Source organism: Bacillus sp. 22475 (assembly GCF_052044835.1).
Classification (GTDB): Bacteria; Bacillota; Bacilli; order Bacillales; family Bacillaceae_G; genus Bacillus_A; species Bacillus_A cereus.
Genome location: NZ_JBQENW010000031.1, coordinates 17810 through 41210 on the forward strand (window position 1 = coordinate 17810; position 23401 = coordinate 41210).

Here is a 23401-nt window from a genome sequence, read left to right on the forward strand (position 1 = left end):
TTGTTTTGAAATTTCTGCGATGCATTCACCATAAATAAGGTTGTCTCATATCATGTAGAGATTGCTTTATTAAGATTTTAAAAGGATGTGAATACAGTGGAAGATGTATATGTAAAAATCGACAGTTTAAAAGCAGAACAAAAAGAAATTATGCGAGATATTCGTAATTTAGAAACTCGCACAACAATTAATGAGAAAGACATTACCACAATTAATAAGCAATTAGAAAAGATTAGCATGAATACAACTTGGATTTTACGAATTATTATTAGCGCAATTACTATGTCAGTTTTGGGTTTAATATTAAAAGGGATGATCTAATATTTTAAAATAAAAGTACTTATTGAGAGAGGGACAAGCGTCTCTCCTTTTTATTATAAATAAGGAGATGGAAAGATGGATCGTATTGATATATTAATGAAAGCATTTATAGCTACATTGGGTGGCTTCTGTGGTTATTTCTTGGGAGGATGGGATGCAACATTGAAAATCTTAGTGACGATGGCAGTTATTGATTATTTAACTGGCATGATTGCAGCAGGATATAACGGAGAATTAAAAAGTAAAGTTGGTTTCAAAGGCATCGCCAAAAAGGTGGTGCTTTTTCTTTTGGTTGGAGCGGCAGCTCAATTAGATGCAGCGTTAGGAAGTAATAGTGCTATTCGTGAAGCGACAATTTTCTTCTTCATGGGTAATGAATTACTTTCACTGTTAGAAAATGCCGGACGAATGGGCATTCCGCTTCCGCAAGCTTTAACAAATGCAGTTGAGATTTTAGGCGATAAACAAAAACAAGAAGATAGAAAAGGAGATGTTAAGTAATGGGACAAATTATTGATATTTCAAAATGGAATGGTGACATTAACTGGCCTAAAGCAAAGCAATATATAGATTTCATCATCGCTCGTGTACAAGATGGTTCAAATTATGTAGATCCATTGTATAAAGGGTATGTACAAGCTATGAAGCAGCATGAGATTTCTTTTGGTAACTATGCATTCTGTCGTTTCGTTTCTGAAAATGATGCACGCGTAGAAGCCCGTGATTTCTGGAACCGTGGAGACAAGAGCGCGACAGTCTGGGTTGCAGATGTTGAAGTAAAAACAATGAATGATATGAGAGCGGGCACACAAGCATTTATTGATGAATTACGCCGATTAGGTGCTCAGAAAGTTGGTTTATACGTTGGTCATCATATGTATGCTCCGTTTGGTATGGCAAATGTAAAATCTGACTTTGTTTGGATCCCTCGTTATGGCGGGAATAGACCAGCTTATCCATGTGATATCTGGCAATACACCGAGACAGGAAATGTACCAGGTATCGGAAAGTGTGATTTGAACAAATTAATTGGTAGTAAATCATTATCTTGGTTTACAGGAGAAAAACAACCAGAACAAGCTATGGCCAATGGCGGCTATCAATATGTTAAATCTGGTGGTTTTGGTGTCTCATTGGTTCCAGAAGTGTTAAATGCTATGGCTGAACGTGGAACTAAAGGGGAGGTTATCTCTGATCCATTAACTGGTATCGCATATTTACAAACTGAAGTGTTAACAAACGGTGAGCTCGATAAGATTACAGCTTGGATGGACAATAGACCTGAGGGTAAATGGTTCTACGAGTACATTAAAAAATAAACAATAGCAAAAAAACATACTATGTAATAGCTAATGAAGCTTATGTGTATGTGAGGTAAGGTAAAAAAAGGTTCTCAGTTAAGAGAACCTTTTTACTTATCTCCAACGCCATTCTATTTCATTTGAATCAAAGTAGACGGCAGGTATTCCAATGCCCTCTAATTGATTATTTTTGGATACAAACCAATTGTTTTCATCCAATAGGATTGGATTTACATCATCTAAAGGTGGATTATTTTCATCAACCATTTTGTTAAGAAAATTTTTGAAATCAGAAATATTATTAGTGAAATTAATATTCCCATACATCCAAAAACCATCACCATTTGCATTTGAAATGTCACCTAAATGTATGTCTTTAAAGTATAGCTTCATAGCGAATATCCCTCTCATTTCTTAATGTTAAAGTATTTACTAGGAATTTCCCCTCTAATAAGGTATTCAGTATCCCTTTTAGTCCAATTTAAAGCGAGATTTTTCCAGTGATCTGTAGTTGCGGAATCTTGCTTTATTAAACGCTCTATTTGCTTAGGACTTAAAATAGCAACATCTTTTACTTCACCTTCCCTAATCCCTTTTCTTAAAGCAGGTAAATCAATATCAATAATATTTTTACCATAATTACTTGCAACCTCAGGTTTTATTGAGAAACTAGTATAAGGACTATTATGTTTTGCTCCTCTACGATATCCACCTAAGATATGTTCAGTTACAGTTACTTGTCGGCCCTTATACATCCCTTCTTTATTTGCTGGAATTAAGTTGCCGTTCTCACCAATATGTGGTTTACCAATACCATTTGGTCGTGTTGCTGATTTTAAGTAATCCTCTCCTCGTAAAAGATTTTTACTTTCTATTGCAGCATGCGTCATCTTAACGCCTTTTCCTACTTTAGCAATTTTACCAATGGGTGTTAGTCCGGCAACTGCCATTCCACCTGCAAAAATTCTATCCCAGGTTGACAGTTTTTCTCCGGTAGAAGGATCAACTCCGTCCCACGCTCTTCTAATATCATACTCACCAGTTAATTCACCAGTAATATCTCGAGCTAGTTTACCGCCATCAAATCCTTTTTCTTCAGAAGAGGGTTTACCACACATTGCACCTTCTTCCATTGTAACATCTTGATTATCTGTGTTGCGGAATTTTTCGGCAATGCGTTTCAAATCCTCTTCCACTTGTATAATTGAATTGATAGATGTAAAAACTTTTGGTCTCGCATCATTGAACATTTGAATGAACTGTTGATTAGAGGCCCCAATCCATTGAAAACACAAATGATCAATTTCATTACATAAATTATTATGTATAGATTCTAATGCGATCCTGGTATTACTTGCACGATTCGCAACTTCTTCTAGCATTTCAGGTGTTACTTTAATTTGAACCATTTCTTTCCTCCCTTTCCCCAATTAAAATTATGAGATAAAAAGAAAAAAATGTAAATACAGAAATTTTAGATAAACTCAAAGTCTTTATATAAACTAAAACCTGTTTAACAGCAAATGAAACCTATGTATATGTGAAGTAATTTTCTATAAAAGAATAGTTTGATTAACAAAAATAAGAGCCGTCCTGTTGGGCGGCTCTTATTTTTGTTTCTATGATTTCCAAACACTATTTTTTAGCTAATGCGCGTAATATAGGCTTCATACTTTTATCAAATATGCGATATGCGTTGAAAATAGAACCTGTTACTTTCATAGAATTAGGGTCTTTTTTCATCTTAAGGACTGTTCTCACTGCAAACTAATTTCCGCTACGGGAGGTTCTTTAAAATCTTAGCTTGATAGAAATGTGGTGGACCCTAAAAATAAAAGCTAATTTGCATATCTAAATTCAATACTCGTTAAGAAAATGTGATCATTAAAATCTACTCCTGAAGTGGGCACTATTCGGAAGGCTGAAATTAGGGCAAAATCTCCAGCAGCAATCGTTTGATTAAGCCTAAAGCTTACACTATAATGATTGAAGCTATTTGCAACGGATGCGGGTGAAACCGGAATAATTACACCAGAATAATTCACAACTTCACTAATATTAATATTAGCCCCAGCAGCTGGGACGAAAATTGTACTCAGACTTATTTCAACATTATTGGAAGGTTGGGCGCTATTTTGAGTATCAAAATGAATAATTACCGTAGGCTGTGTACTACTTATGAAATCCTGCGGAATATTGAATGTGACCGTAACACTGTTACCTGAATTTAATGAATATGATCGAATGATGAATGAATTATTATTACCAATTGGTTGATTCGTGTTAGGAGTCCCTGCCCCTTCTTGGTTTATCATTTGAGCATTAAATACAAGAGAAGAAAAAGAAGCTCCGGTAGGACCAGTAGCTCCGGTAGAGCCAGTAGGACCAGTGGCTCCGGTAGCCCCGGTAGCCCCGGTAGGACCAGTGACTCCGGTAGCTCCAGTAGTTCCGGTAGAGCCAGTAGGACCAGTGACTCCGGTAGCTCCAGTAGGACCAGTAACTCCGGTAGTTCCAGTGGCTCCAGTAGGACCAGTAACTCCAGTAGAGCCAGTAGTTCCGGTAGTTCCAGTAGGACCAGTAACTCCAGTAGTTCCGGTAGTTCCAGTAGGACCAGTGGCTCCAGTAGTTCCGGTAGTTCCAGTGGCTCCAGTAGAGCCGGTAGAGCCAGTAGTCCCAGTAGTTCCGGTAGCTCCAGTAGTTCCGGTAGAGCCAGTAGTTCCGGTAGGACCAGTGGCTCCAGTAGAGCCGGTAGTTCCGGTAGTTCCAGTAGGACCAGTGGCTCCAGTAGTTCCGGTAGCTCCAGTAGTCCCAGTAGGACCAGTAACTCCGGTAGTTCCGGTAACTCCAGTGGCTCCAGTAGAGCCGGTAGCCCCGGTAGGACCAGTGACTCCGGTAGAGCCGGTAATTCCGGTAGTTCCAGTAGCTCCAGTAGAGCCAGTAGAGCCAGTAGTTCCGGTAGGACCAGTGGCTCCAGTAGAGCCGGTAGTTCCGGTAGTTCCGGTAGTTCCAGTAGGACCAGTGGCTCCAGTAGTTCCGGTAGCTCCAGTAGTCCCAGTAGGACCAGTAGAGCCGGTAGTTCCGGTAACTCCAGTGGCTCCAGTAGAGCCGGTAGCCCCGGTAGGACCAGTGACTCCGGTAGTTCCAGTAGCTCCAGTAGAGCCGGTAGTTCCGGTAGAGCCAGTAGTCCCAGTAGGACCAGTGACTCCGGTAGTCCCAGTAGGACCAGTAGCTCCAGTAGAGCCAGTAGTTCCGGTAGGACCAGTGGCTCCAGTAGCTCCAGTAGCTCCGGTAGGTCCAGTAGCTCCCTGCATTTTCCTCCCATCACAACTAAAGCAATTGTAATTATGCATTATACATCCCCATAATTAATTAGAAATTTTTTATTACATTCTATATATTTATATGGTATGACTATATTTTTGCTTGTACAAAATTCTTTAGTGATACTGCAGAAAAACGTTATTAGATAAAAGCGCATTTAATGTGATGCGTGAAATGAAACTATATATAACGAAAGCATATTTTTAGAGCGAAAAATAGTAGTACTTCATTTTTTGTAGTTGTTAAATACAGAGAGAAAAAATTGAAGGAATTAGCAGATTAGAATGACCTGTTTGTGAGGGTGCATGTTAATAGAAGAAATAAAAAAGTGCTAACAAGTTTGCAAACGAACTTGCTAACACCTATAAGAAATAGACATAAATTATCGCTGATATGTCATCTTTAATAATTGCCATAATCAATTAGAACACACTAATACCAAGGAATCATAAAAACATTCTTAATATCAAGAATATAATCACCCAGATATTCCTTTACTTTTAAGACGGAAACGAGGCATGATATTGATTTCTACCTCAGAGTTTGCGTCAAATAATAAAAAAATACGGTTTGTAAAACTAAAAATACAACAAGCTACAACCGGTATGAAATGGATTAAGATATTTAGAAATTTAAAAGATGATTTTCAAATAGGAGGAGAGGTGGATTTAGACCATATTCTCCAATATCCGAAAGATTATATTGTAGGAGAAAATAAAAGGGTGTTATTTCCATACAATGAGAGAATTTATAAAGTTCAAGGCACTAAAATAGAACCGGGTATAACAGTAAAGGAAAGAGAGTATTTATTTAAAGAATTTCAGCGTAAATTCTCTTATTTCACAATACTTCCAGAATGTAAAAAGGTAGCAACAAATAACAAAAATGAATTATTTCCTTTATTTGCACCAAAAGGATTAGAGACATTAACATTAGAAGTTTGGTCTGAAAATATAGCGCTGGAAATAGAACAAGCATTACTTGATAGCAAAATTGTTTTGACTAAAGTTGGTGAAAATTCTTATGTATTGAATACAGATTTTCCAGTGTTATTAAAGATTGTGAGATACAATATTGAAAAGGTGTTACAAAATCCATATAAAATGCAATATTGCCAAAAATATAAAACAAATCTTGTAGATGATGTTAAGAAAGCTGTCTATGCTACCGCGGGTAAGCGCAGTGATGCGACATTAGCATTAATCGCGATGAAAAATTGTGATGGACGCGAAAAAATTGATCCAAAACAAATCATTAGAGAGGGATTTGCACGAACAAACCGTATTTCAACATTTATTAATTTATTTATAGGCCAAAGTGTATCTCGTAAAACAATTGTAAATAGTATTTTAAGTCTATTAGAACAAAAAGGATTTTTGAAGCGTAGTTGGAATAAGATAAATTTACCTTGTACATATGTTAGTTTATCAATTGAACGAATATCGAAATTCGATTTCTTACCTATTTTTTCAAAAATAAAAGGAAAAGAAATTTTATATAAATTATATGGGAGTACAGAGTGGCAAACGATTGATTACGTATTATTAAATATAAATAAACATAATGCATTTTTGCCACAACCATCAAAGAGAAATGATATGGGGGCTCTTTTTAAACAATATGTTTTCGAAACATTAATGGAAATTGTACAATATGCAAAAGAACAAAATGAACAAGTTTACTTCATTGTAGATGCAAATTTGAGAAAATATTGGATAAAAGAGTTACAAAATAAAGAAATTAATATAGATATTTTACCTGATATTGTTCCAGAGGTGTTAAAGGTTCCAAATTTAAATATTATTAGAATAAATACAGGTTTTGATGTACCAAGTTACGGTGTAATAGAATGTGATGATGCTCTAGATAGCATTGGCTTATATGCAGATCAAAAAGGGATGTATTATAGCACTGGCGAATATTCACTTCATTGTAGTGGGATTTTTCAGCGATATATACTTGAAATTTTACCATTGGGTGTAAAACCTGTAGAAAGGGATTATATCGCTAAAATGATACATTACATGTGCTGTAATTCTAGTATGCTTTCGAAAAAGAATGTACACATTACATATTCCGTACATATGGAGAAAGTAATAAAGGCTTATATTACTGACATAGATGCAAGAGAGTTTAAAGAATTTGATGATGAATTGGATGTAGATGTAGTAAAGGTAGAAAAGAAAGATTCAATTACTCTACTTTAAATACTAGTAAACAAATCCTGCTCGTTATATCGATCAGGATTTGTCATTTTTTTATGTAAATAAGGATATCCTTTGTCAAGTATCTTTTCGTTTGCATATTTACTTTATGTGCAGACAGGATTAATATGTTTTTTAGAAATACAAAAACTATATCATATGGAAAAAGATTTTTATTAATTGAAAAAATTTGAAAGGAATGGGGAATTGTGAAGAAATTAGATGTGCTCTTAATGCTACTGAGCGGCCTCTTTCCAATTGCAGGACTTACAAAGCAAATCCCTCTAGAACAATCTATATATATTGGAGGGCTTTTATTTTTTACTAGTTTCGGTAGTTATTTTGCTAAAAAGATGTATTCACGTATATGCAGCTGGATAGCGTATGCGCCATTTATAACACTACTGTTAGTTATTTGGCATCAGGATATTGCAACAAGCTCAATCATAGCAAATGCGAAAATTGCTGCATGTGTCGCGTTAATTCCATGTTTATTCCGTTTTCGTACATATGGACTTACTTTGGGCTTATTCTCATTATGGGCCGCTTTACTATGGGATATAAAAGAAGTACAGTCGTTAGTCATACTTGAACGCATAATGAGTTTAATGACAAGCCATTATGTATATATATTACTATTAATTGGAGGACTTGTAATAGGAGGATTACTTGCGATGTTCATTCACCGCAAAGAGAAAGATAATAATAAAGAAAATATAAATCTACTTGGACCAAAAAAGAAACGCAAAAGATTATCATTTAAGATTCGTCTTCCAAGATTACCGAAATTAAAGATGAAACTATTTAAGTTTGGTGGGAAAGAATCTAAAAGTAAAATGCCAGAAAAAATCCATGAGTATAAGTACGAAGGACCAGTTGCAACATATGAAATGACAGAGCAAATAGATCCATACAAAGAAAATGCAGTTCAAGGTCAAACAAGGATGGAACGCCGAAGAAATAGGTATAATGCATAATGAAGTTTAATAACCCCGTAATGACTTATCTTAATATTGATAAATCATTACGGTTTTTTTATGTAATGAAATGAAGGTTGCTATTGTGGAGGGGAATAGCATATTTTATAGATAGGAACTAAAATAAGGGGAGGATAAAATGCTTATCATTACATATATATCTGCTTGTATATTATTCTTAGTTAGCTTTTTACATGTATATTGGGCTTTCGGAGGTAATTGGGGGACAAATAGTGTTATTCCAACCAAATCAGGGGAAAAGGCGTTTACACCTCGCGCCGGAATGACATTGTTCATTGCATTATTATTAAGTATGGCAGCAATAATTTTGTTGCAACAAGCAAATATTGTTCATTTTGCAGTTCCTAATGTTATTATTCAAGTCGGTTCCTGGATTTGTATGATCGTCTTTTCTATTAGAGTAATTGGTGAATTTAACTATTTTGGTATCTTTAAACGACAAAAAGATACGCACTTTGCAAGAATGGATACCGGTTTATATATTCCACTTTGTGCATTTTTATCTTTATCTTTCTTATTAGCAATAATTTTGTGAGTGAATAATAGTAGTTTCCGTTCTCAAAATATATGTAAACGTGAGAAATCTAAGAGTAAATAAAAAGGATGTAAGCGCCTTCTTGTCGAAAGGTAAATTATTATGAAAGGCGGTGACACTATGAAGTATGTAAAAGTTAGTATGAATGGTGGAAGTGAACATAAATTCTCAATGACTTTAGATCGGTTTGAAGAACTTATTACTACAGAGAATGGGATATTAGAAAATAAATTAGTATGTATTGAAAATGTAATGATTAATCCTACTAATATATCTTCTGTAGTTGAAAAAATTGGTGTACCGGCTAAGTTTATGGAAGCTTAAAATCGTTAGATAAAAAACATCCATTGAGGATGTTTTTTAATTTATAAATATGAAATTGTACAGTAAATATTTGAGTGAATTTTTTAGCAATGACTATGCATATATTAAGTACCTGAACATGGTGCTTAATACATGCACGAAATAATAAGTACAAGCATATATTATGTAGTAGGACAAGATCTTCGTGTTCTACTTAATACTCAGAAAAAACCTCTAATCACATAAGAGCAGCCAATTGCAGGGTGCTCTTATTTTTTATGAAAATCTACTACGATCCTTATTTTATAGTAGGATGCAATAATAAAGGGCTATTTTGAAATAGTGTTTTTTAGCCTTTAATTTTAAATTTATCTTTAACGTTAATAAATATTAAAAATAATATGATAGCAGAAATTAAGTTAGATAAGTAGAAATTTTGATGAAACAGTAGTTCAAAGATTACATCGAAAGTAACGAATAAGGCAATAGCAGGTAGTATGCAAATAAATATAAATCTCCAATTTTTTAAGTAATGTTTATAATTTGTAAGTACTTTATCCATAAATATAGCTCCTATATTTTTATTTTTATATAATTATACATTTAGATACAGGGATTTTCAAAGTAAAAATATTTAGCAATTCAAAAATATAAGGAGAGCTTTTGTTGAAAATCCAGATTGCTGTAGTAATCTGGATTTGACTTTAAAGAACTATACTAAAATGATACACTATAATCTACGTTATTTTTGAAATGAATAGAGGGATTTGTGTGATAGATAAAATTAAAAATGCTGTAGAGGATATGTACGAAGATGAGGCTAAAGATTTACTTCAAAGTATTCTCATACAGTTAAACTTATTAGAAGAAAACTATAGTGAAGATACAATTAAAAATTTGATGGATATTCCGAAACAATTAACAAGTAATCCTACTTATAAAAGGAATGTAAAAGAAAGTACGCACGTACATATTGCTTTTGATGATTCAACGGCTGGTTGCTTAAAATATATGTTAAGTCAAGAAGAATTATTTGAAGAGAGTGTTGTTGCTTTTTCGGAATTTTTTTCAATTGGACCGATATATAGGTTGCATACGAATGAGGGGCAACTAGCAAGACAGGAGTGGTTAATAAATAACTTAACTGCTTATGATAGTTATTTTGAAGAAGAATATTTATCAAGATTTATAGCAACTATAGAAGAACTACATACTATTCCTGTTGAAACACCTATTACAATTTGGAAGGCTGATAATGCACATGAACATGTAGGCCTAAGTTTTGTAATAGCACAATTAAAGGATAAGAAAAACATTCGAGTTATTAATACGTCTGAAGCAAGTAGAGAAATATTAAAACAAGAGTATGATATTCGTGGAACGGGAGAATTACCACCTGAAAGTTTAGCTCTATTCCAAAAAAGTTTTATAAAGTTACCTTATTTAACTGAAGAGAAGCGAATGAAGTTTGAACATGAGTGGGATAGATTATCGGAAAGCATAGAATGTTTAAGAGTGTGGAAAGAAAATGAAGTGCATTTTGTACAAGAAGATTATTTTGATCAATTTATAATTGAATGCGCGAAAAGTGTGGGTGCTGATCGAGAGTTTCTCAAAGCTCCTAGAGTAATTGGTGAAGCACTTGGTCTTGTTGAACAATTGGTTGGAGATACCTTCTTAGAATATCGCTTGAAACAATTAATTAAACAAGAAGTATTTGAATTTGAAGGTTCGTTAGATGAAATGCGTTTTTATAGTGTGAAGTTAAGGAAATAATAAACACATTCTATTTTTGAAAGGCTCGTATTTTTAATAATACGAGCTTTTTAAGTTGAATTTGGGCTATACATAAGCTTCCCAGAGAGGGCATATCACATATGAATGATAAAGGTAATGAATGAAAAGAAGGTGATTTGTTAATATGTATAACCAACAAAATTATCCATATGATCAAGCGATGTATTATAATCCACAAAACTACGGGTATGAATCTACAAATGAAGTGAGAGATATTGAACAAGAAGATTACAGACCAGATGATGCGGAGGATGCTCCAACGTCACCACCACCGTCACAAGCGCCATCGTTACCGTCTACATTTGCTTCTCCGGCACAACCAGGCAATATGAAATCATGGATGTGTAACTGTTTAGGAAGATGGGGCTATTTACGTTTACATCGTCCTGGGCCTTTTGGAAGAGATTTATGGTTCTTTCCGACTGAAGTGAGAAGAAACGGAGTATCAGGTTACACTTGGCAAGGTGGTCGTCGTCGTAAAGTAAGTTATCGCTATCAACAAATTAGTAATTTTATGTGCTTCGCATAAAGAGAAGTGGGAGAGTGAAACGATTGTACTCTCTCACTTTTTTATTTTTCAATATACGAAGTAAGATTTTGATTAAAAATTTACAATTTTCACGTTTTTATTAGAGTATAATGCATATGTTGGGTTGGTTTTCAAAAACAAATGAGAGTGAGGGAATACAATGTCAATGAAAAACAAAGTTGGGTTAAGCATAGAGGATGGCATTAATTTAGCTTCAGCTCAGTTTAAAGAAGATGCGTATGAAATTTATAAAGAATCGCGAAAAAAACAACCTATATTATTTGTAAACCAAGTTGAAATCGGTAAAGAATGGCTCATTACTAGATATGAAGATGCTCTGCCACTTTTAAAAGATAATCGTTTAAAAAAAGATTGGACAAATGTGTTTTCTCAAGATATAAAGAACATGTATCTTTCCGTTGATAATAGTGACCACTTAACAACACATATGCTAAATTCAGATCCACCTAACCACAGTCGTTTACGATCTTTAGTTCAAAAAGCTTTTACACCGAAGATGATTGCACAATTAGACGGAAGAATTGAGAGAATAGCAGATGATTTGATAAGTGATATAGAGCGAAAAGGTACATTAAATCTTGTGGATGATTATTCATTTCCATTACCAATTATTGTAATAAGTGAGATGCTCGGTATTCCAAAAGAAGATCAAGCGAAATTTAGAATTTGGTCTCATGCTGTTATTGCATCACCAGAAACACCTGAAGAAATAAAAGAGACCGAAAAACAACTATCTGAGTTTATTACATATCTTCAATATTTAGTTGATATTAAAAGAAAAGAGCCAAAAGAAGACTTGGTGAGTGCTTTAATACTTGCAGAGAGTGAAGGGCATAAACTTAGCGCTCGGGAACTATATTCAATGATAATGCTATTAATTGTCGCAGGACATGAGACGACAGTGAATTTAATTACAAATACGGTATTAGCACTTCTTGAAAATCCAAATCAATTACAGTTATTAAAAGATAATCCAAAACTAATTGATTCGGCTATTGAGGAAGGATTGCGTTATTATTCTCCAGTTGAGGTTACAACTGCAAGATGGGCAGCGGAACCTTTTCAAATTCACCATCAAACAATACAGAAAGGAGATATGGTTATTATTGCATTGGCTTCAGCGAACCGTGATGAAACAGTATTTGAAAATCCAGAAATATTTGATATTACACGGGAGAACAACCGTCACATTGCCTTTGGTCATGGTAGTCATTTCTGCTTAGGAGCTCCACTTGCGAGGTTAGAAGCAAAGATTGCTATTACTACTTTGTTTAATCGAATGCCTGAACTACAAATAAAAGGGAATCGTGAAGAAATTAAATGGCAAGGTAATTATTTAATGCGTTCTTTAGAGGAATTACCTTTAACTTTCTAGAATAGTTAAAAGGAGACATGCATACATCGAAAATGATTTACATAGAGTATGTATGTGTTATTTAAATTCGAAACGGAAGGGTGAAAACATCCCAATGATCAACTAATTCTATTTGTAAGAGATCTTCGTTAAAAAACGAAATATTCTTCTGAATAGGGTTAGTCTGTACATTTATAGAAAAGGGATGTATTTCGCTCTGCGAATATATAGTCTTTTTATATGATTTGTGCTGCCTCCTGTTCAGAACATGAAATAGGAGGCTTTTTTATGTCGACAAATGTAGTAACGAAACAAAACAATGGGGTATCACAAGTATTAAAAAATCGGTTTGTACAAGGGATTTTAGCATCAGCATTATTTTTACAAATAGGAATATGGGTTCGAAACTTTGCGGTATTACTATATGTAATGGAAATGACAAAAGGTGATGCTTTTGCTATTTCCATGATTTCAGTTGCTGAATTCGCTCCAATTTTTATTTTTTCATTTATTGGCGGTACCTTTGCTGATAGGTGGAAGCCAAAGAAGACAATGATATGGTGTGAAACGTTAAGTTCCATTTCAGTATTCGCTGTCTTAATTACGCTTATGTTTGGAACGTGGAAAATTGTGTTTTTTGTGACACTCATCTCTGCAATCCTTTCACAGTTTTCACAACCATCTGGAATGAAGTTGTTTAAACAACATTTATCAACGGAACAAATTCAATTAGCGATGTCTATATATCAAACGATATTTGCAATATTTATGGTATTAGGACCAATTCTAGGGACATTTATCTTTCATAGTTTTGGAATTTATATTTCAATCATCATAACAGGTATCTCGTTTTTACTTGCGGCAGTTGTATTGTTATTTCTTCCGAAAGATCTTGAAAACGACGTAGAAAAGAAAGATATCACTCTGTTGCAGGAGATGAAGGATGGTATTAAGTATGTCAAAAAGAAAAAAGCATTAACTTTGCTAGGGCTTTGCTTTATGGCTGCAGGACTAGGTATAGGATTAATTCAACCATTAGGTATATTTATTGTGACTGAGCAGCTAGGATTATCAAAAGAGAGTTTACAGTGGCTACTAACAGTAAATGGTGCGGGAATGATTGTTGGCGGAGCATTAGCAATGGTATTTGCGAAAAACGTTGCTCCGCAAAAGATGTTAATTATCGGTATGCTTGGTCAAGCAATTGGTATTGGCATTATAGGATATTCTACAAATTTATGGGTGACACTTACAGCTCAGCTTTTTAGTGGCTTAGCTCTTCCATGTATCCAAATTGGTATTAATACGCTTATTATTCAAAATAGCGATACCGATTTTATAGGTCGTGTAAATGGTATTTTAAGTCCGCTCTTTACCGGTTCAATGGTAGTAACGATGAGTATAGCTGGCTCATTAAAAGAGATGTTTTCATTAAGTATGATGTATGAAGGGACGGCTTTACTTTTTATAATTGGATTATTGTTTATTTTACCTATATACAATTTAAAGCCAGTAATAGCGGTAGAAAGTGAAATAAGTGGTAAAGGAAGTGCTGTACAAAATGAATCCTAATCCAAATGTTAAATACCCTATTGAAGGAAATCCAAACGTTCAATTTATAAAAAATACAATAACAAAACCTAATATACTTGTTGGTGACTATTCTTATTATGATGCCAAAGATGGAGAAACATTTGAAGATCGAGTATTACATCATTATGAATTTCTTGGAGATCGCCTTATTATTGGAAAGTTTTGTTGTATTGCATCTGGAGTTAACTTTATTATGAACGGAGCCAATCATCGGATGGATGGATTTTCGGCATATCCATTTAATATATTTAGAAATGGGTGGGAGAAGTATACACCTAGTTTGTCTGATTTACCTTATAAAGGTGATACAGTTATAGGAAATGACGTTTGGATTGGTATGGATACAGCAATTATGCCTGGAATAAAAATAGGAGATGGTGCAATCATTGCAGCTAAATCTGTTGTGACTCGAGACGTCGCGCCATATACAATTGTTGGTGGAAATCCTGCAAATAAAATAAAAGAGAGATTTTCAAATGAAATAATAGAAGAATTATTGCAAATTCAATGGTGGCATTTTGACATTGAAAAAATAACTGAAAATATAGATGCTATTGTACGAGGAGATATTGAACCATTAAGAAAGCTAAAAAGCTAATAAAAAATGCATGACAAATAGTATCATACCTCCGAATTTTGTTAATGATAATAGAACAAGGAGGTGTGATACTATGGCACAAGACGTTTTATGTGAAGTGAATAACTGTAAATTTTGGGCGAACGGTAATAAATGTAGTGCAGAGGCAATTTACGTAGTAAGTCATAAAGGTAAACATGCATCTACAACGGAAGAAACAGATTGCAAAACTTTCGATCCAGAAGTGTAAATGTTTGAAGGGTAGCCAAATCGTGGTTGCCCTTTTATTAATTATAGTATTGATAATAAATATCATTTTCATTCATTGTTTTTAACTTTTCTTGTTATTTTTTCATATTTTTTTCATAAGTGATGTAATCCAACTCAATTCATGTTCAATTCGTGATTTACTAAATTCAATGACTTCAGTAATAAAAGATGAGGTAACATCTAGAGACTGAATAGCAGTAAGCTGATTATGTAGTACGTTTTGACGTACAGTCAAAATCTCTTTTCTATCCTCATAGTCAAGTTTTTCAAATAGCGCAATACGAACAAGAAATTCTGTATTGTTTGTCGCAAGTTTTTCGGGAAACTCTCGTAACATTTCAGAAAAAATTTCTTCTCCTGTTTCTGTTATATCGTACATATTTCGGTTTGGTTTTCCGACTTGTTTATGTATTTTTTTCGTTATAGCACCCATATTTTCAAAGCGCCGAAGGGCAGGATAAAGCATGTTGTGATTTAATTCGAAATTTTCACCTAAACGATTTTGAACATTTTTTTTAATTTCATATCCATGTTTTGGTCCTGTCGTTAATTCTGCTAGTAGTAAAATGTCAACGTACATAAAAATCCCCCTTATATATTTCTCAAGTTCTCTAATGAAAAATCCCCTTTGGTATATGTTAAAATAACATATGATAGTTTATACAACTTTGAACTGCCGACCTATCACTTTTATTGTAAAAGAAAAGGGAGGAAAGAACTATGGCTTCACCTGAAAATGTTATTTTAGTTCATGAAATTTCAAAGCTGAAAACAAAAGAAGAATTATGGAATCCATATGAATGGTATCGTTTGATGAGGGATAATCACCCAGTTCATTATGATGAAGAGCAGGATGTATGGAATGTTTTTTTATATGATGATGTAAATCGTGTTTTATCAGATTATCGCTTATTTTCAAGTAGAAGGGAGCGCAGACAATTCTCAATCCCTCCTTTAGAAACTAGAATAAATATAAACTCTACAGATCCACCAGAACATCGCAATGTACGTTCCATTGTTTCTAAGGCATTTACTCCAAGAAGTTTAGAACAGTGGAAACCTCGAATACAGGCTATTGCAGATGAACTTGTACAACATATCGAAAAATGTAGTGAAGTTAATATCGTTGAACAGTTTGCTGCACCTTTACCTGTTACCGTTATTTCCGATTTATTAGGAGTCCCAACAACAGATCGTAAAAAAATTAAAGAATGGTCTGATATTTTATTTATGCCGTATAGTAAAGAAAAGTTTAATGATCTGGATGCCGAGAAAGGGATAGCATTACATGAATTCAAAGCATACCTTTTACCGATTGTTCAGGAAAAGAGATATCATTTAACCGATGATATCATATCTGATTTAATTCGAGCTGAATATGAAGGCGAAAGATTAACCGATGAGGAAATTGTAACCTTTTCATTAGGTTTACTAGCGGCTGGGAATGAAACCACTACAAATTTAATTATTAATAGCTTTTATTGCTTTTTAGTAGATTCACCTGGAATTTATGAAGAGTTAAGAAAAGAACCTAACTTAATTTCAAAAGCGATTGAGGAAGTATTACGCTATCGCTTTCCTGTTACATTGGCCCGGAGGATTACAGAGGATACAAATATATTTGGTCCTTTCATGAAAAAGGATCAGATGATTGTTGCGTGGGTTAGTGCAGCGAATTTAGATGAGAAAAAATTTTCACAAGCCTCTCAATTTAATGTACATCGAACAGGAAATGAAAAGCATTTAACCTTTGGGAAAGGTCCTCACTTTTGCTTAGGAGCACCACTTGCACGTTTAGAAGCTGAGATTGCATTAACTACCTTTATAAATGCTTTTGAAAAAATAGAGCTATCTCCATCTTTCTGTTTAGAAAAATGTATATTGGAAAATGAACAAACATTAAAATACTTACCTATTCGATTGAAAGCCAAATAAAAATCTTAACAAGGTGCATAAATTTGCATCTTGTTTTTTTGTTTCTCAATTGTGAGTTTTTGGCAATTACCTTAATATGGAATTGTGTAAAACGTAGAGGAGGATTCTTATGTTGACTTGTAATAGAAGTAAATCATTTCAAAAGTTTATTAAAGGTGTTACAGATCTTATGGAAAACGGTTTATTTGAAGAAGAAATAGTGTGTGGCATTGAAAAGTTACTAGAAGAACTTTTAGAAAAGAAAACATGGCTTCCGTTAGATAAACAGAAGGCCAATTTGACTCAATATGCACGACATTTATTGTATGAAGATCCGCTCAAACGTTTTGAAGTACTAGCTCTCGTATGGAAAGATGGACAATCTACACCTTTACATGATCATGACGGCACATGGGGAGTAGAAGGCGTTTTTTCAGGAAGGATAATGGTGCAGAACTTTATACAAACGAAACAACTTGGAAATTCACTTGTTTATTTAACACATACAGGAAATCTTTATTTGGGAGAAGGAGAAACTGATAAAGTAATTCCACCAGCAGATTGTCATATTCTTGAAATTAGCAAAAATGAAAGCGTTATTACGATTCATGTCTATGGAAAACGATTAGAAAAGTTTAAAGTATATATCCCAACTGAAGAAAAAAACGTGTACATGTGTGAGACAAAATACATTAGTTATAATTCATAGTTTAAAATCCAAAGCTTTTTTAAAAAGAAAAGCTTTGGATTTTATTTTTAATTATTTCTTGACCTGAAACGCTTTTCATAAATTATAAATAAGAAGTACCTCACGAGGATTGTATGGAAACGATACCTAATAATTAATTAGAACTCGTGTATTTATAGAAAGTGGTGAAGAAATAATGAAATTAATCGCAATTGATTTAGATGGAACTCTTCTTTCGGGGAATAAAATGATAAGTAAAGAAAATGCAGAAGCAATTCGAACATGTCAAGAAGCTGGCCATGTTGTAGCAATTTGTACAGGACGTTCTATTGTTGACATTGAGCGATTATTGTTAGAAGTTAATTTAGAGTGTCCAATCATTGCGGAAAATGGGGCTCTTATATATAAAGATAAAAAAATGATGAAGAGATATCCAATTCAAAATATGCAGGCACTTGAAATTGTAGAATATCTTGAAGAGAATGGTTTATATTATCAGCTTTATACTGATAAAGGTGTGTATGTACCGGATTATGGAGTAGAGAGTGTACGTAATGAAATTGAGTATGTGAAGAATTCAAAAGAAAATTTCGACTTGAAAGAGTTAGAAACAATCGCAGCATTATATCTTGAGCATACAGCGTTTCATAGTGCGGAAAGTTGTAAACCAATTGTAGAAACAGATATACATGTGCATAAACTATTACCATTTTCTTATGATATTGAGAAATTAAAAAAACTAAAAGAAACATTTCTTCATAATACAGATTTAGCAATTACATCTTCATATTGGCACAATTTAGAGATTAATCATCGAGATGCTCAAAAAGGGAATGGATTATATACTTTAGCAGAACATCTTAATATTCCGGTTGAAAACACTGTAGCGATAGGTGATGGACTAAACGATGTTTCTATGATGGAAAAAGCGAATATATCAATTGCAATGGGAAATGCAGTTGAAGAAATAAAAGAAATGTGTAAATACGAAACGTTATCAAATGAAGAACATGGTGTGGCACATGCTTTATATAAATATGTAATGTAATTAAAAAAAGAAAAAAGAATCCAAATGGATTCTTTTTTCTTTTTTATTAGGGGTAAGGTGTTCTATGAGATTCATAGAAGCCTTATTACATTTCATTATATAGAATATATTGGAATAAATGTGTATATTTTTCATAAAAATTGTGAATATTTTATGAACTTTATACTTATTGCATGTTTATACCGCTATTAGTGACGCGTATGACTCTCAAGTGAAAATTCAGTGAATGTAAGGAGGAATTCAAGTTACCTAGACAATAAATGAGGAATGAACGAAATATATTCTTTTCTTGTTTTAATTGAAAAATAAAATTTGTTCGAATAATTATTCTACAGCTATATACCTACACTAGCTTTCTTCGTATAATGGAGAAGTATGAATTTTAGATTTGTATTAATTTTACATATTGAGGTGAACAAAGAATGAATTCGCGGCTAATGGAACTTATTGATGTGAGTACAATAGAAACCATGGCAGAACAATTTTATAAATTAACTAACATATCACATCAACTTCTTGATGCTGAAAAAGAGTGTGTTTTTTCATTCGGAATGAATGAGATAAAAAAGAGTAAACTTCCAAAGATTGAAATCCCCATTTTCTTATACAATCAACATTTAGGATCTTTTGTTGTATGGTCCAAAAAAAGTGAAATTTTCAGTTGTCAAAAATACTTTGAAATGCTCTCAAGTTTAATTTTAGATGGTGCAATAAAGGTATTTCAAAGTAAAAATACAACGTTGCTTTCTCGGAAAGAGGAGGAACTACATACGATTTTACAAAACATGCCTGTTATGGTCGATGCGCTTGATTATAATGGAGATTTTGTTTTGTGGAACCGAGAATGTGAAATCGTAACAGGTTATACCGCTGAAGAAATAATTGGAAATCCAAATGCACTGCAATTATTGTATCCTGATCATAATTATCGCCATCAAATACAAAAGAAATTTTTAACTTGTGGAAAAAATTTCAGAGATTGGGAAATGCACTTAACATGTAAAAATGGTGAAATCAAAACAATAATGTGGTCGAATATATCAGAACAGTTTCCTGTAACAGGATATAGTTATTGGGCTGTTGGTGTAGATATTACGCATTTAAAAGCGATAGAAGAGCAGTTAAAACAACAAACATCTGAACTGGAATTAATTTTTAAAGCTTTACCAGATTTATGTTTCTTAACAGAAGATGATGGCACGATTATTGATTACAAGGCAGGATCTCCTACGAAGTTTTACGTACCCGCAGAAGCTTTTATGGGAAAAAAGTTTTACGAAGTATTACCATCTTCAGTAGCGCAGCAGTTTCAGGAAGCCATTAATCAAGTGAAGGAAAAAGGAACGAATGTAATTTTAGAATATCCACTCACACTTAATGGAAGTATTGATTTCTTTGAAGCTAGGTGCTTACCATTATTACGTGATAAAATTATGATTATTGTACGCGACATTACAGAGCGAAAAAAGACAGAAGAATTGTTAAACAAATCAGATACGCTTGCAGCAATTGGTCAATTAGCAGCTGGCGTGGCTCATGAAGTAAGAAATCCTTTAACTGTAATTAAAGGTTTTATACAGTTATTCCAAATTAATAAAGAAGATCAAGAAAGATATTTTGATCTTATGCTTTCTGAAATTGAAAGGATAGAAGCAATCCTACAAGAATTTCTATCAATCGCTAAAACAGATGAGATAAATACAGAAAAGAAAAATATTTATCAAATTTTTAAAAATGTCGTATCGTTAATGAATACAAAAGCAATTATGACAAATATTCAAGTTGAACTATTTACGGATGACAAAGATATAATTATTGAATGCTCAGAAAATCAATTGAAACAAGTATTTATTAATATTTTGCAAAATTCAATCGAAGCTATGCCAAATGGTGGGGAAATTTCAATTCACATAAAAGAAATAAATGATGATGGTGTCATCATTCATGTAATAGATGAAGGAATAGGAATACCTGAAGAAAGAATTAAGAGATTAGGTGAACCTTTTTATAGTACGAAAGAAAAAGGGACTGGTATTGGATTAATGTTAAGTTATAAAATTATTGAAAGTCATCAAGGGACAATTAGTATCATGAGTGAGGTTGGTGTCGGGACAACAGTAACTATTTACTTACCGAAAGTACTAAGTAAACAATCTCTTTCTAATTGTGACGACAAATGTATACCAATACGCACTAGTAGTAATTCTTAAATCAATTAATACCCAATAACAAAGCGATTAGTGAAAACTAAGCTTTTTGTTATTGGGTATTTTTTATATTTAATTTAGTAAACTTTACCTTTTCTTTACCTTTGTTTTAATTTCTATTAAGTTTTAAACATTATATTAATATTTGTACAAAGCAATGTATAGAAATTGTACATTACTTTTAATATAGAAATGTGATTATTATTTGAAATATTGTAAGGAGGAGATTATGACAAGGTGAAAAAGCAAGAGAAGAAAAGTGGTAGAGTAGTACCTCTCCGGTTAAATATTTTATTCCTTTGTGTATTTTTATTATTTTCTGGCATTATTATTCAGTTAGGGAAAGTGCAAATTTTTGATGGAGAAACATATAAAAATGAAGTAGAGAAGAGAGAAAATGCAACCGTGGGCCTTTCTGTACCACGTGGGAAAATATTTGATCGTGAAGGAAATCCAGTAGTTGATAATAAGTCTTTACGTACGATTACATATACAAAGGTGAAAGGTGTAAAACAAGAAGAAATATTAAAATCAGCAAGACAACTTGCAGACATTATTGAAATGCCACAAGAAGATATTGATAAGTTAACTGAGACTGATAAGAAAGACTTTTGGATGCAATTAAATCCAGAACTTGCTCAAGACTTAGTATCCAAAAAAGAAATAGATAAGTTCCGAAATAAGGATATTACCGGAAAAGAGCTAGACAAAAAAATAGAAGATTTAAAAAGGAAGCGCGTTACAGATAAAAATCTTCAAGAACTAACAGCTAAAGATATAGAAGTGTTAGCTATTAAAAGTAAAATGACCTCAGGTTTTCAAATGGCACCTCAAATTATTAAAAAGGACGTTAGTGAACAGGAATATGCGGTGATTAGTGAAAATTTAGCGAACCTCCCAGGGGTAGATGCATCAGTTGATTGGGAGAGAATCTATGTAAATGATGGTCTATTCCGTTCTGTCCTTGGTAACGTTTCAAATGCTGATGAAGGATTGCCACGTGAAAGATTAGATTATTATTTAGTGCGTGATTATAGTCGAAATGATAGGGTCGGCAAAAGTTATATCGAACAGCAATACGAAGATGTACTTCATGGTACAAAAAAAGAAGTAAGAAGCATTGCTGATAAACAAGGAAATACTATTAGAACGGAAACTGTTACTGAAGGGAAAAGCGGTAAAAATTTAACTTTAACAATAGATATGGGATTGCAAAAAAAAGTAGAGGAGAGCATAGAAAAAATATTAAAACAATATAAAGGATCAGAATCAATGTTAGACCGTGCTTTCGTAGTGATGATGAATCCTAAAAATGGCCAAGTATTATCAATGGCTGGGAAAAGGCTTGTAGAAAAAGATGGGAAAATGGAAGTAGAAGATTATGCTTTAGGCACGCTGACAAGTTCATATGAGCTTGGATCAACGGTTAAAGGTGCGACAGTGTTAACAGGGTTTGAAACAAATGCAATAACTCCTGGAACACATTTTTATGATGCACCTATGAAGTTTAAAGGAACCAAGGAAAAGAAGTCTTGGAAAAATTTTGGTGATATAGACGATCTAAGAGCGTTACAAGTTTCTTCAAACGTTTATATGTTTAATATAGCATTAAAAATTGCTGGTGTGGATTATGTGAAAAATAGTTCACTAGATATTAAACAAGAATATTTTGATAAAATGAGATATTATTTCAGGCAATTTGGACTAGGCGTACAAACTGGTATTGATTTACCGAATGAAACTGCAGGACAAATTGGAAGAAAAGATAATCAGCCTGGTTTCTTATTAGATTATTCTATTGGACAATATGATACGTATACACCACTTCAGCTTGCACAATATATTTCGACTATCGCAAATGGAGGGTATCGAATGAAACCACAAATTGTTCAAGAGATTAGAGAACAAACCGTTCAAAAAGATGAGGTTGGTAAAGTAGTACAATCAATAGAACCCGTTGTTTTAAATAGAATCGATATGAAACAAGAATATATTAATCAAGTAAAAGAAGGATTTAGAAAAGTATTTCAAGAAGGAGATGGAACGGGAGTAAGAGCGTTCCAAAAAGCACCATATAAACCAGCTGGTAAAACAGGGACCGCACAAACTGTATATGGTGGAGAAAATGAAATTGGGCGAAATGCGAAAGGCGATCGTAGAGAATGTTATAACTTAACATTAGCTGGATATGCGCCATATGATGATCCAGAAGTAGCATTTTCTGTTGTAGTACCGTGGGTTGAAAATGATAAATCGGGCATTAACTCCGATATTGGAAAAGAAGTTTTAGATGCTTATTTTGATTTGAAAAATAAGCGATTAACTGGTGAAGCGCCAAAAACAGATAACTCTAAAGAGAATTAAAATGGACGAAACGTCTCTAGCATTCATGTGAACTAGAGGCGTTTTTATCTGGGAAT

Annotated in this window: 24 protein-coding genes; 19 read left to right on the plus strand and 5 right to left on the minus strand. The window is 33.4% G+C overall.

Annotated features, from left to right (window positions below; translation table 11 throughout):
• Positions 1–96: 96 nt before the first annotated feature.
• The 3 genes from ACTJJY_RS27465 to ACTJJY_RS27475 all read left to right on the plus strand — a co-directional run bounded on the left by ACTJJY_RS27465 (position 97) and on the right by ACTJJY_RS27475 (position 1640).
• Positions 97–321 (plus strand): hypothetical protein, encoded by a 225-nt coding sequence (locus tag ACTJJY_RS27465; RefSeq protein ID WP_050843043.1) that lies wholly within the window; start codon positions 97–99, stop codon positions 319–321.
• A gap of 75 nt (positions 322–396) precedes the next feature.
• Complete coding sequence (locus ACTJJY_RS27470; RefSeq protein ID WP_440607068.1) at positions 397–822, plus strand: phage holin family protein; 426 nt, start codon at positions 397–399, stop codon at positions 820–822.
• Positions 822–1640, plus strand: coding sequence for a GH25 family lysozyme (locus ACTJJY_RS27475; protein WP_440607069.1), 819 nt, complete (start codon positions 822–824; stop codon positions 1638–1640). Before ACTJJY_RS27470 ends, ACTJJY_RS27475 begins: the two co-directional genes overlap by 1 nt.
• Positions 1641–1736: 96 nt before the next feature.
• Here the strand turns inward: ACTJJY_RS27475 and ACTJJY_RS27480 are convergent, their stop codons facing one another.
• From ACTJJY_RS27480 to ACTJJY_RS27490, 3 genes are all read right to left on the minus strand, one after another.
• Positions 1737–2015 carry a hypothetical protein gene (locus ACTJJY_RS27480; protein WP_440607070.1) on the minus strand — a complete coding sequence of 93 codons (279 nt, stop codon included), beginning with the start codon at positions 2013–2015 and terminating at the stop codon, positions 1737–1739.
• A gap of 14 nt (positions 2016–2029) precedes the next feature.
• Positions 2030–3031, minus strand: a complete 1002-nt coding sequence (locus ACTJJY_RS27485) for a WXG100 family type VII secretion target (protein WP_440607071.1) — start codon at positions 3029–3031, stop codon at positions 2030–2032.
• 429 nt (positions 3032–3460) lie between these two features.
• Positions 3461–3937, minus strand: coding sequence for a hypothetical protein (locus tag ACTJJY_RS27490; RefSeq protein ID WP_440607072.1), 477 nt, complete (start codon positions 3935–3937; stop codon positions 3461–3463).
• A 73-nt stretch (positions 3938–4010) separates the two neighbouring features.
• Between ACTJJY_RS27490 and ACTJJY_RS27495 the strand changes: the two genes are divergently transcribed.
• From ACTJJY_RS27495 to ACTJJY_RS27515, 5 genes are all read left to right on the plus strand, one after another.
• Positions 4011–4964: a hypothetical protein gene (locus ACTJJY_RS27495; RefSeq protein ID WP_440607073.1), complete on the plus strand. Its 954-nt coding sequence runs from the start codon at positions 4011–4013 to the stop codon at positions 4962–4964.
• A 503-nt stretch (positions 4965–5467) separates the two neighbouring features.
• Positions 5468–7150, plus strand: a complete 1683-nt coding sequence (locus tag ACTJJY_RS27500; protein WP_440607074.1) for an RNaseH domain-containing protein — start codon at positions 5468–5470, stop codon at positions 7148–7150.
• Between the two features lie 206 nt (positions 7151–7356).
• Positions 7357–8124 (plus strand): DUF3959 family protein, encoded by a 768-nt coding sequence (locus ACTJJY_RS27505; protein ID WP_440607075.1) that lies wholly within the window; start codon positions 7357–7359, stop codon positions 8122–8124.
• Positions 8125–8263: 139 nt separating this feature from the next.
• Positions 8264–8680: a DUF3995 domain-containing protein gene (locus tag ACTJJY_RS27510; protein WP_000905571.1), complete on the plus strand. Its 417-nt coding sequence runs from the start codon at positions 8264–8266 to the stop codon at positions 8678–8680.
• Between the two features lie 120 nt (positions 8681–8800).
• Positions 8801–9004 (plus strand): hypothetical protein, encoded by a 204-nt coding sequence (locus tag ACTJJY_RS27515; protein WP_000878369.1) that lies wholly within the window; start codon positions 8801–8803, stop codon positions 9002–9004.
• 328 nt (positions 9005–9332) lie between these two features.
• Here ACTJJY_RS27515 and ACTJJY_RS27520 read toward each other — a convergent pair whose 3' ends face one another.
• The gene (locus ACTJJY_RS27520) at positions 9333–9545 is read right to left on the minus strand and encodes a hypothetical protein (RefSeq protein WP_000362067.1); all 213 of its coding nucleotides are present in this window, start codon (positions 9543–9545) and stop codon (positions 9333–9335) included.
• 209 nt (positions 9546–9754) lie between these two features.
• On the opposite strand from ACTJJY_RS27520, the gene ACTJJY_RS27525 reads away from it, so the two are divergent.
• From ACTJJY_RS27525 to ACTJJY_RS27550, 6 genes are all read left to right on the plus strand, one after another.
• Complete coding sequence (locus tag ACTJJY_RS27525) at positions 9755–10759, plus strand: DUF1835 domain-containing protein (RefSeq protein ID WP_000565687.1); 1005 nt, start codon at positions 9755–9757, stop codon at positions 10757–10759.
• Positions 10760–10904: 145 nt separating this feature from the next.
• A complete protein-coding gene (locus ACTJJY_RS27530) occupies positions 10905–11309 on the plus strand; it encodes a hypothetical protein (RefSeq protein ID WP_065483779.1) in 405 nt (134 codons plus the stop codon).
• Between the two features lie 160 nt (positions 11310–11469).
• Positions 11470–12705, plus strand: coding sequence for a cytochrome P450 family protein (locus ACTJJY_RS27535; RefSeq protein ID WP_440607076.1), 1236 nt, complete (start codon positions 11470–11472; stop codon positions 12703–12705).
• A gap of 267 nt (positions 12706–12972) precedes the next feature.
• Positions 12973–14256 (plus strand): MFS transporter, encoded by a 1284-nt coding sequence (locus ACTJJY_RS27540; protein WP_000106396.1) that lies wholly within the window; start codon positions 12973–12975, stop codon positions 14254–14256.
• Positions 14246–14875 carry a Vat family streptogramin A O-acetyltransferase gene (locus tag ACTJJY_RS27545; RefSeq protein WP_440607077.1) on the plus strand — a complete coding sequence of 210 codons (630 nt, stop codon included), beginning with the start codon at positions 14246–14248 and terminating at the stop codon, positions 14873–14875. Before ACTJJY_RS27540 ends, ACTJJY_RS27545 begins: the two co-directional genes overlap by 11 nt.
• A 73-nt stretch (positions 14876–14948) precedes the next feature.
• Positions 14949–15104, plus strand: coding sequence for a DUF1540 domain-containing protein (locus ACTJJY_RS27550; RefSeq protein WP_000046095.1), 156 nt, complete (start codon positions 14949–14951; stop codon positions 15102–15104).
• A gap of 102 nt (positions 15105–15206) precedes the next feature.
• Here ACTJJY_RS27550 and ACTJJY_RS27555 read toward each other — a convergent pair whose 3' ends face one another.
• On the minus strand, positions 15207–15704 hold the full coding sequence (locus ACTJJY_RS27555) for a PadR family transcriptional regulator (protein WP_000289124.1): 498 nt from the start codon (positions 15702–15704) through the stop codon (positions 15207–15209).
• 140 nt (positions 15705–15844) lie between these two features.
• Between ACTJJY_RS27555 and ACTJJY_RS27560 the strand changes: the two genes are divergently transcribed.
• The 5 genes from ACTJJY_RS27560 (at position 15845) to ACTJJY_RS27580 (ending at position 23345) form a co-directional block, all read left to right on the plus strand.
• Positions 15845–17059, plus strand: coding sequence for a cytochrome P450 (locus ACTJJY_RS27560; protein ID WP_440607078.1), 1215 nt, complete (start codon positions 15845–15847; stop codon positions 17057–17059).
• 109 nt (positions 17060–17168) lie between these two features.
• Positions 17169–17747: a cysteine dioxygenase gene (locus tag ACTJJY_RS27565; RefSeq protein WP_440607079.1), complete on the plus strand. Its 579-nt coding sequence runs from the start codon at positions 17169–17171 to the stop codon at positions 17745–17747.
• Positions 17748–17922: 175 nt separating this feature from the next.
• The gene (locus ACTJJY_RS27570) at positions 17923–18774 is read left to right on the plus strand and encodes a Cof-type HAD-IIB family hydrolase (RefSeq protein ID WP_097960824.1); all 852 of its coding nucleotides are present in this window, start codon (positions 17923–17925) and stop codon (positions 18772–18774) included.
• 422 nt (positions 18775–19196) lie between these two features.
• On the plus strand, positions 19197–20984 hold the full coding sequence (locus ACTJJY_RS27575) for an ATP-binding protein (protein WP_440607080.1): 1788 nt from the start codon (positions 19197–19199) through the stop codon (positions 20982–20984).
• Positions 20985–21218: 234 nt separating this feature from the next.
• Positions 21219–23345, plus strand: coding sequence for a peptidoglycan D,D-transpeptidase FtsI family protein (locus ACTJJY_RS27580; RefSeq protein WP_097966417.1), 2127 nt, complete (start codon positions 21219–21221; stop codon positions 23343–23345).
• The last annotated feature ends 56 nt before the right edge of the window (positions 23346–23401 follow it).

Bases quoted from the DNA above. Each gene is read 5' to 3' on its own strand.
- ACTJJY_RS27515 (WP_000878369.1), top strand. From the start codon at position 8,801: ATGAAGTATGTAAAAGTTAGTATGAATGGTGGAAGTGAACATAAATTC.
- ACTJJY_RS27545 (WP_440607077.1), top strand. From the start codon at position 14,246: ATGAATCCTAATCCAAATGTTAAATACCCTATTGAAGGAAATCCAAAC.
- ACTJJY_RS27535 (WP_440607076.1), top strand. From the start codon at position 11,470: ATGTCAATGAAAAACAAAGTTGGGTTAAGCATAGAGGATGGCATTAAT.
- ACTJJY_RS27475 (WP_440607069.1), top strand. From the start codon at position 822: ATGGGACAAATTATTGATATTTCAAAATGGAATGGTGACATTAACTGG.
- ACTJJY_RS27485 (WP_440607071.1), bottom strand. From the start codon at position 3,031: ATGGTTCAAATTAAAGTAACACCTGAAATGCTAGAAGAAGTTGCGAAT.
- ACTJJY_RS27560 (WP_440607078.1), top strand. From the start codon at position 15,845: ATGGCTTCACCTGAAAATGTTATTTTAGTTCATGAAATTTCAAAGCTG.
- ACTJJY_RS27470 (WP_440607068.1), top strand. From the start codon at position 397: ATGGATCGTATTGATATATTAATGAAAGCATTTATAGCTACATTGGGT.
- ACTJJY_RS27530 (WP_065483779.1), top strand. From the start codon at position 10,905: ATGTATAACCAACAAAATTATCCATATGATCAAGCGATGTATTATAAT.
- ACTJJY_RS27575 (WP_440607080.1), top strand. From the start codon at position 19,197: ATGAATTCGCGGCTAATGGAACTTATTGATGTGAGTACAATAGAAACC.
- ACTJJY_RS27565 (WP_440607079.1), top strand. From the start codon at position 17,169: ATGTTGACTTGTAATAGAAGTAAATCATTTCAAAAGTTTATTAAAGGT.
- ACTJJY_RS27550 (WP_000046095.1), top strand. From the start codon at position 14,949: ATGGCACAAGACGTTTTATGTGAAGTGAATAACTGTAAATTTTGGGCG.
- ACTJJY_RS27490 (WP_440607072.1), bottom strand. From the start codon at position 3,937: ATGATAAACCAAGAAGGGGCAGGGACTCCTAACACGAATCAACCAATT.
- ACTJJY_RS27520 (WP_000362067.1), bottom strand. From the start codon at position 9,545: ATGGATAAAGTACTTACAAATTATAAACATTACTTAAAAAATTGGAGA.
- ACTJJY_RS27480 (WP_440607070.1), bottom strand. From the start codon at position 2,015: ATGAAGCTATACTTTAAAGACATACATTTAGGTGACATTTCAAATGCA.
- ACTJJY_RS27555 (WP_000289124.1), bottom strand. From the start codon at position 15,704: ATGTACGTTGACATTTTACTACTAGCAGAATTAACGACAGGACCAAAA.
- ACTJJY_RS27540 (WP_000106396.1), top strand. From the start codon at position 12,973: ATGTCGACAAATGTAGTAACGAAACAAAACAATGGGGTATCACAAGTA.
- ACTJJY_RS27510 (WP_000905571.1), top strand. From the start codon at position 8,264: ATGCTTATCATTACATATATATCTGCTTGTATATTATTCTTAGTTAGC.
- ACTJJY_RS27570 (WP_097960824.1), top strand. From the start codon at position 17,923: ATGAAATTAATCGCAATTGATTTAGATGGAACTCTTCTTTCGGGGAAT.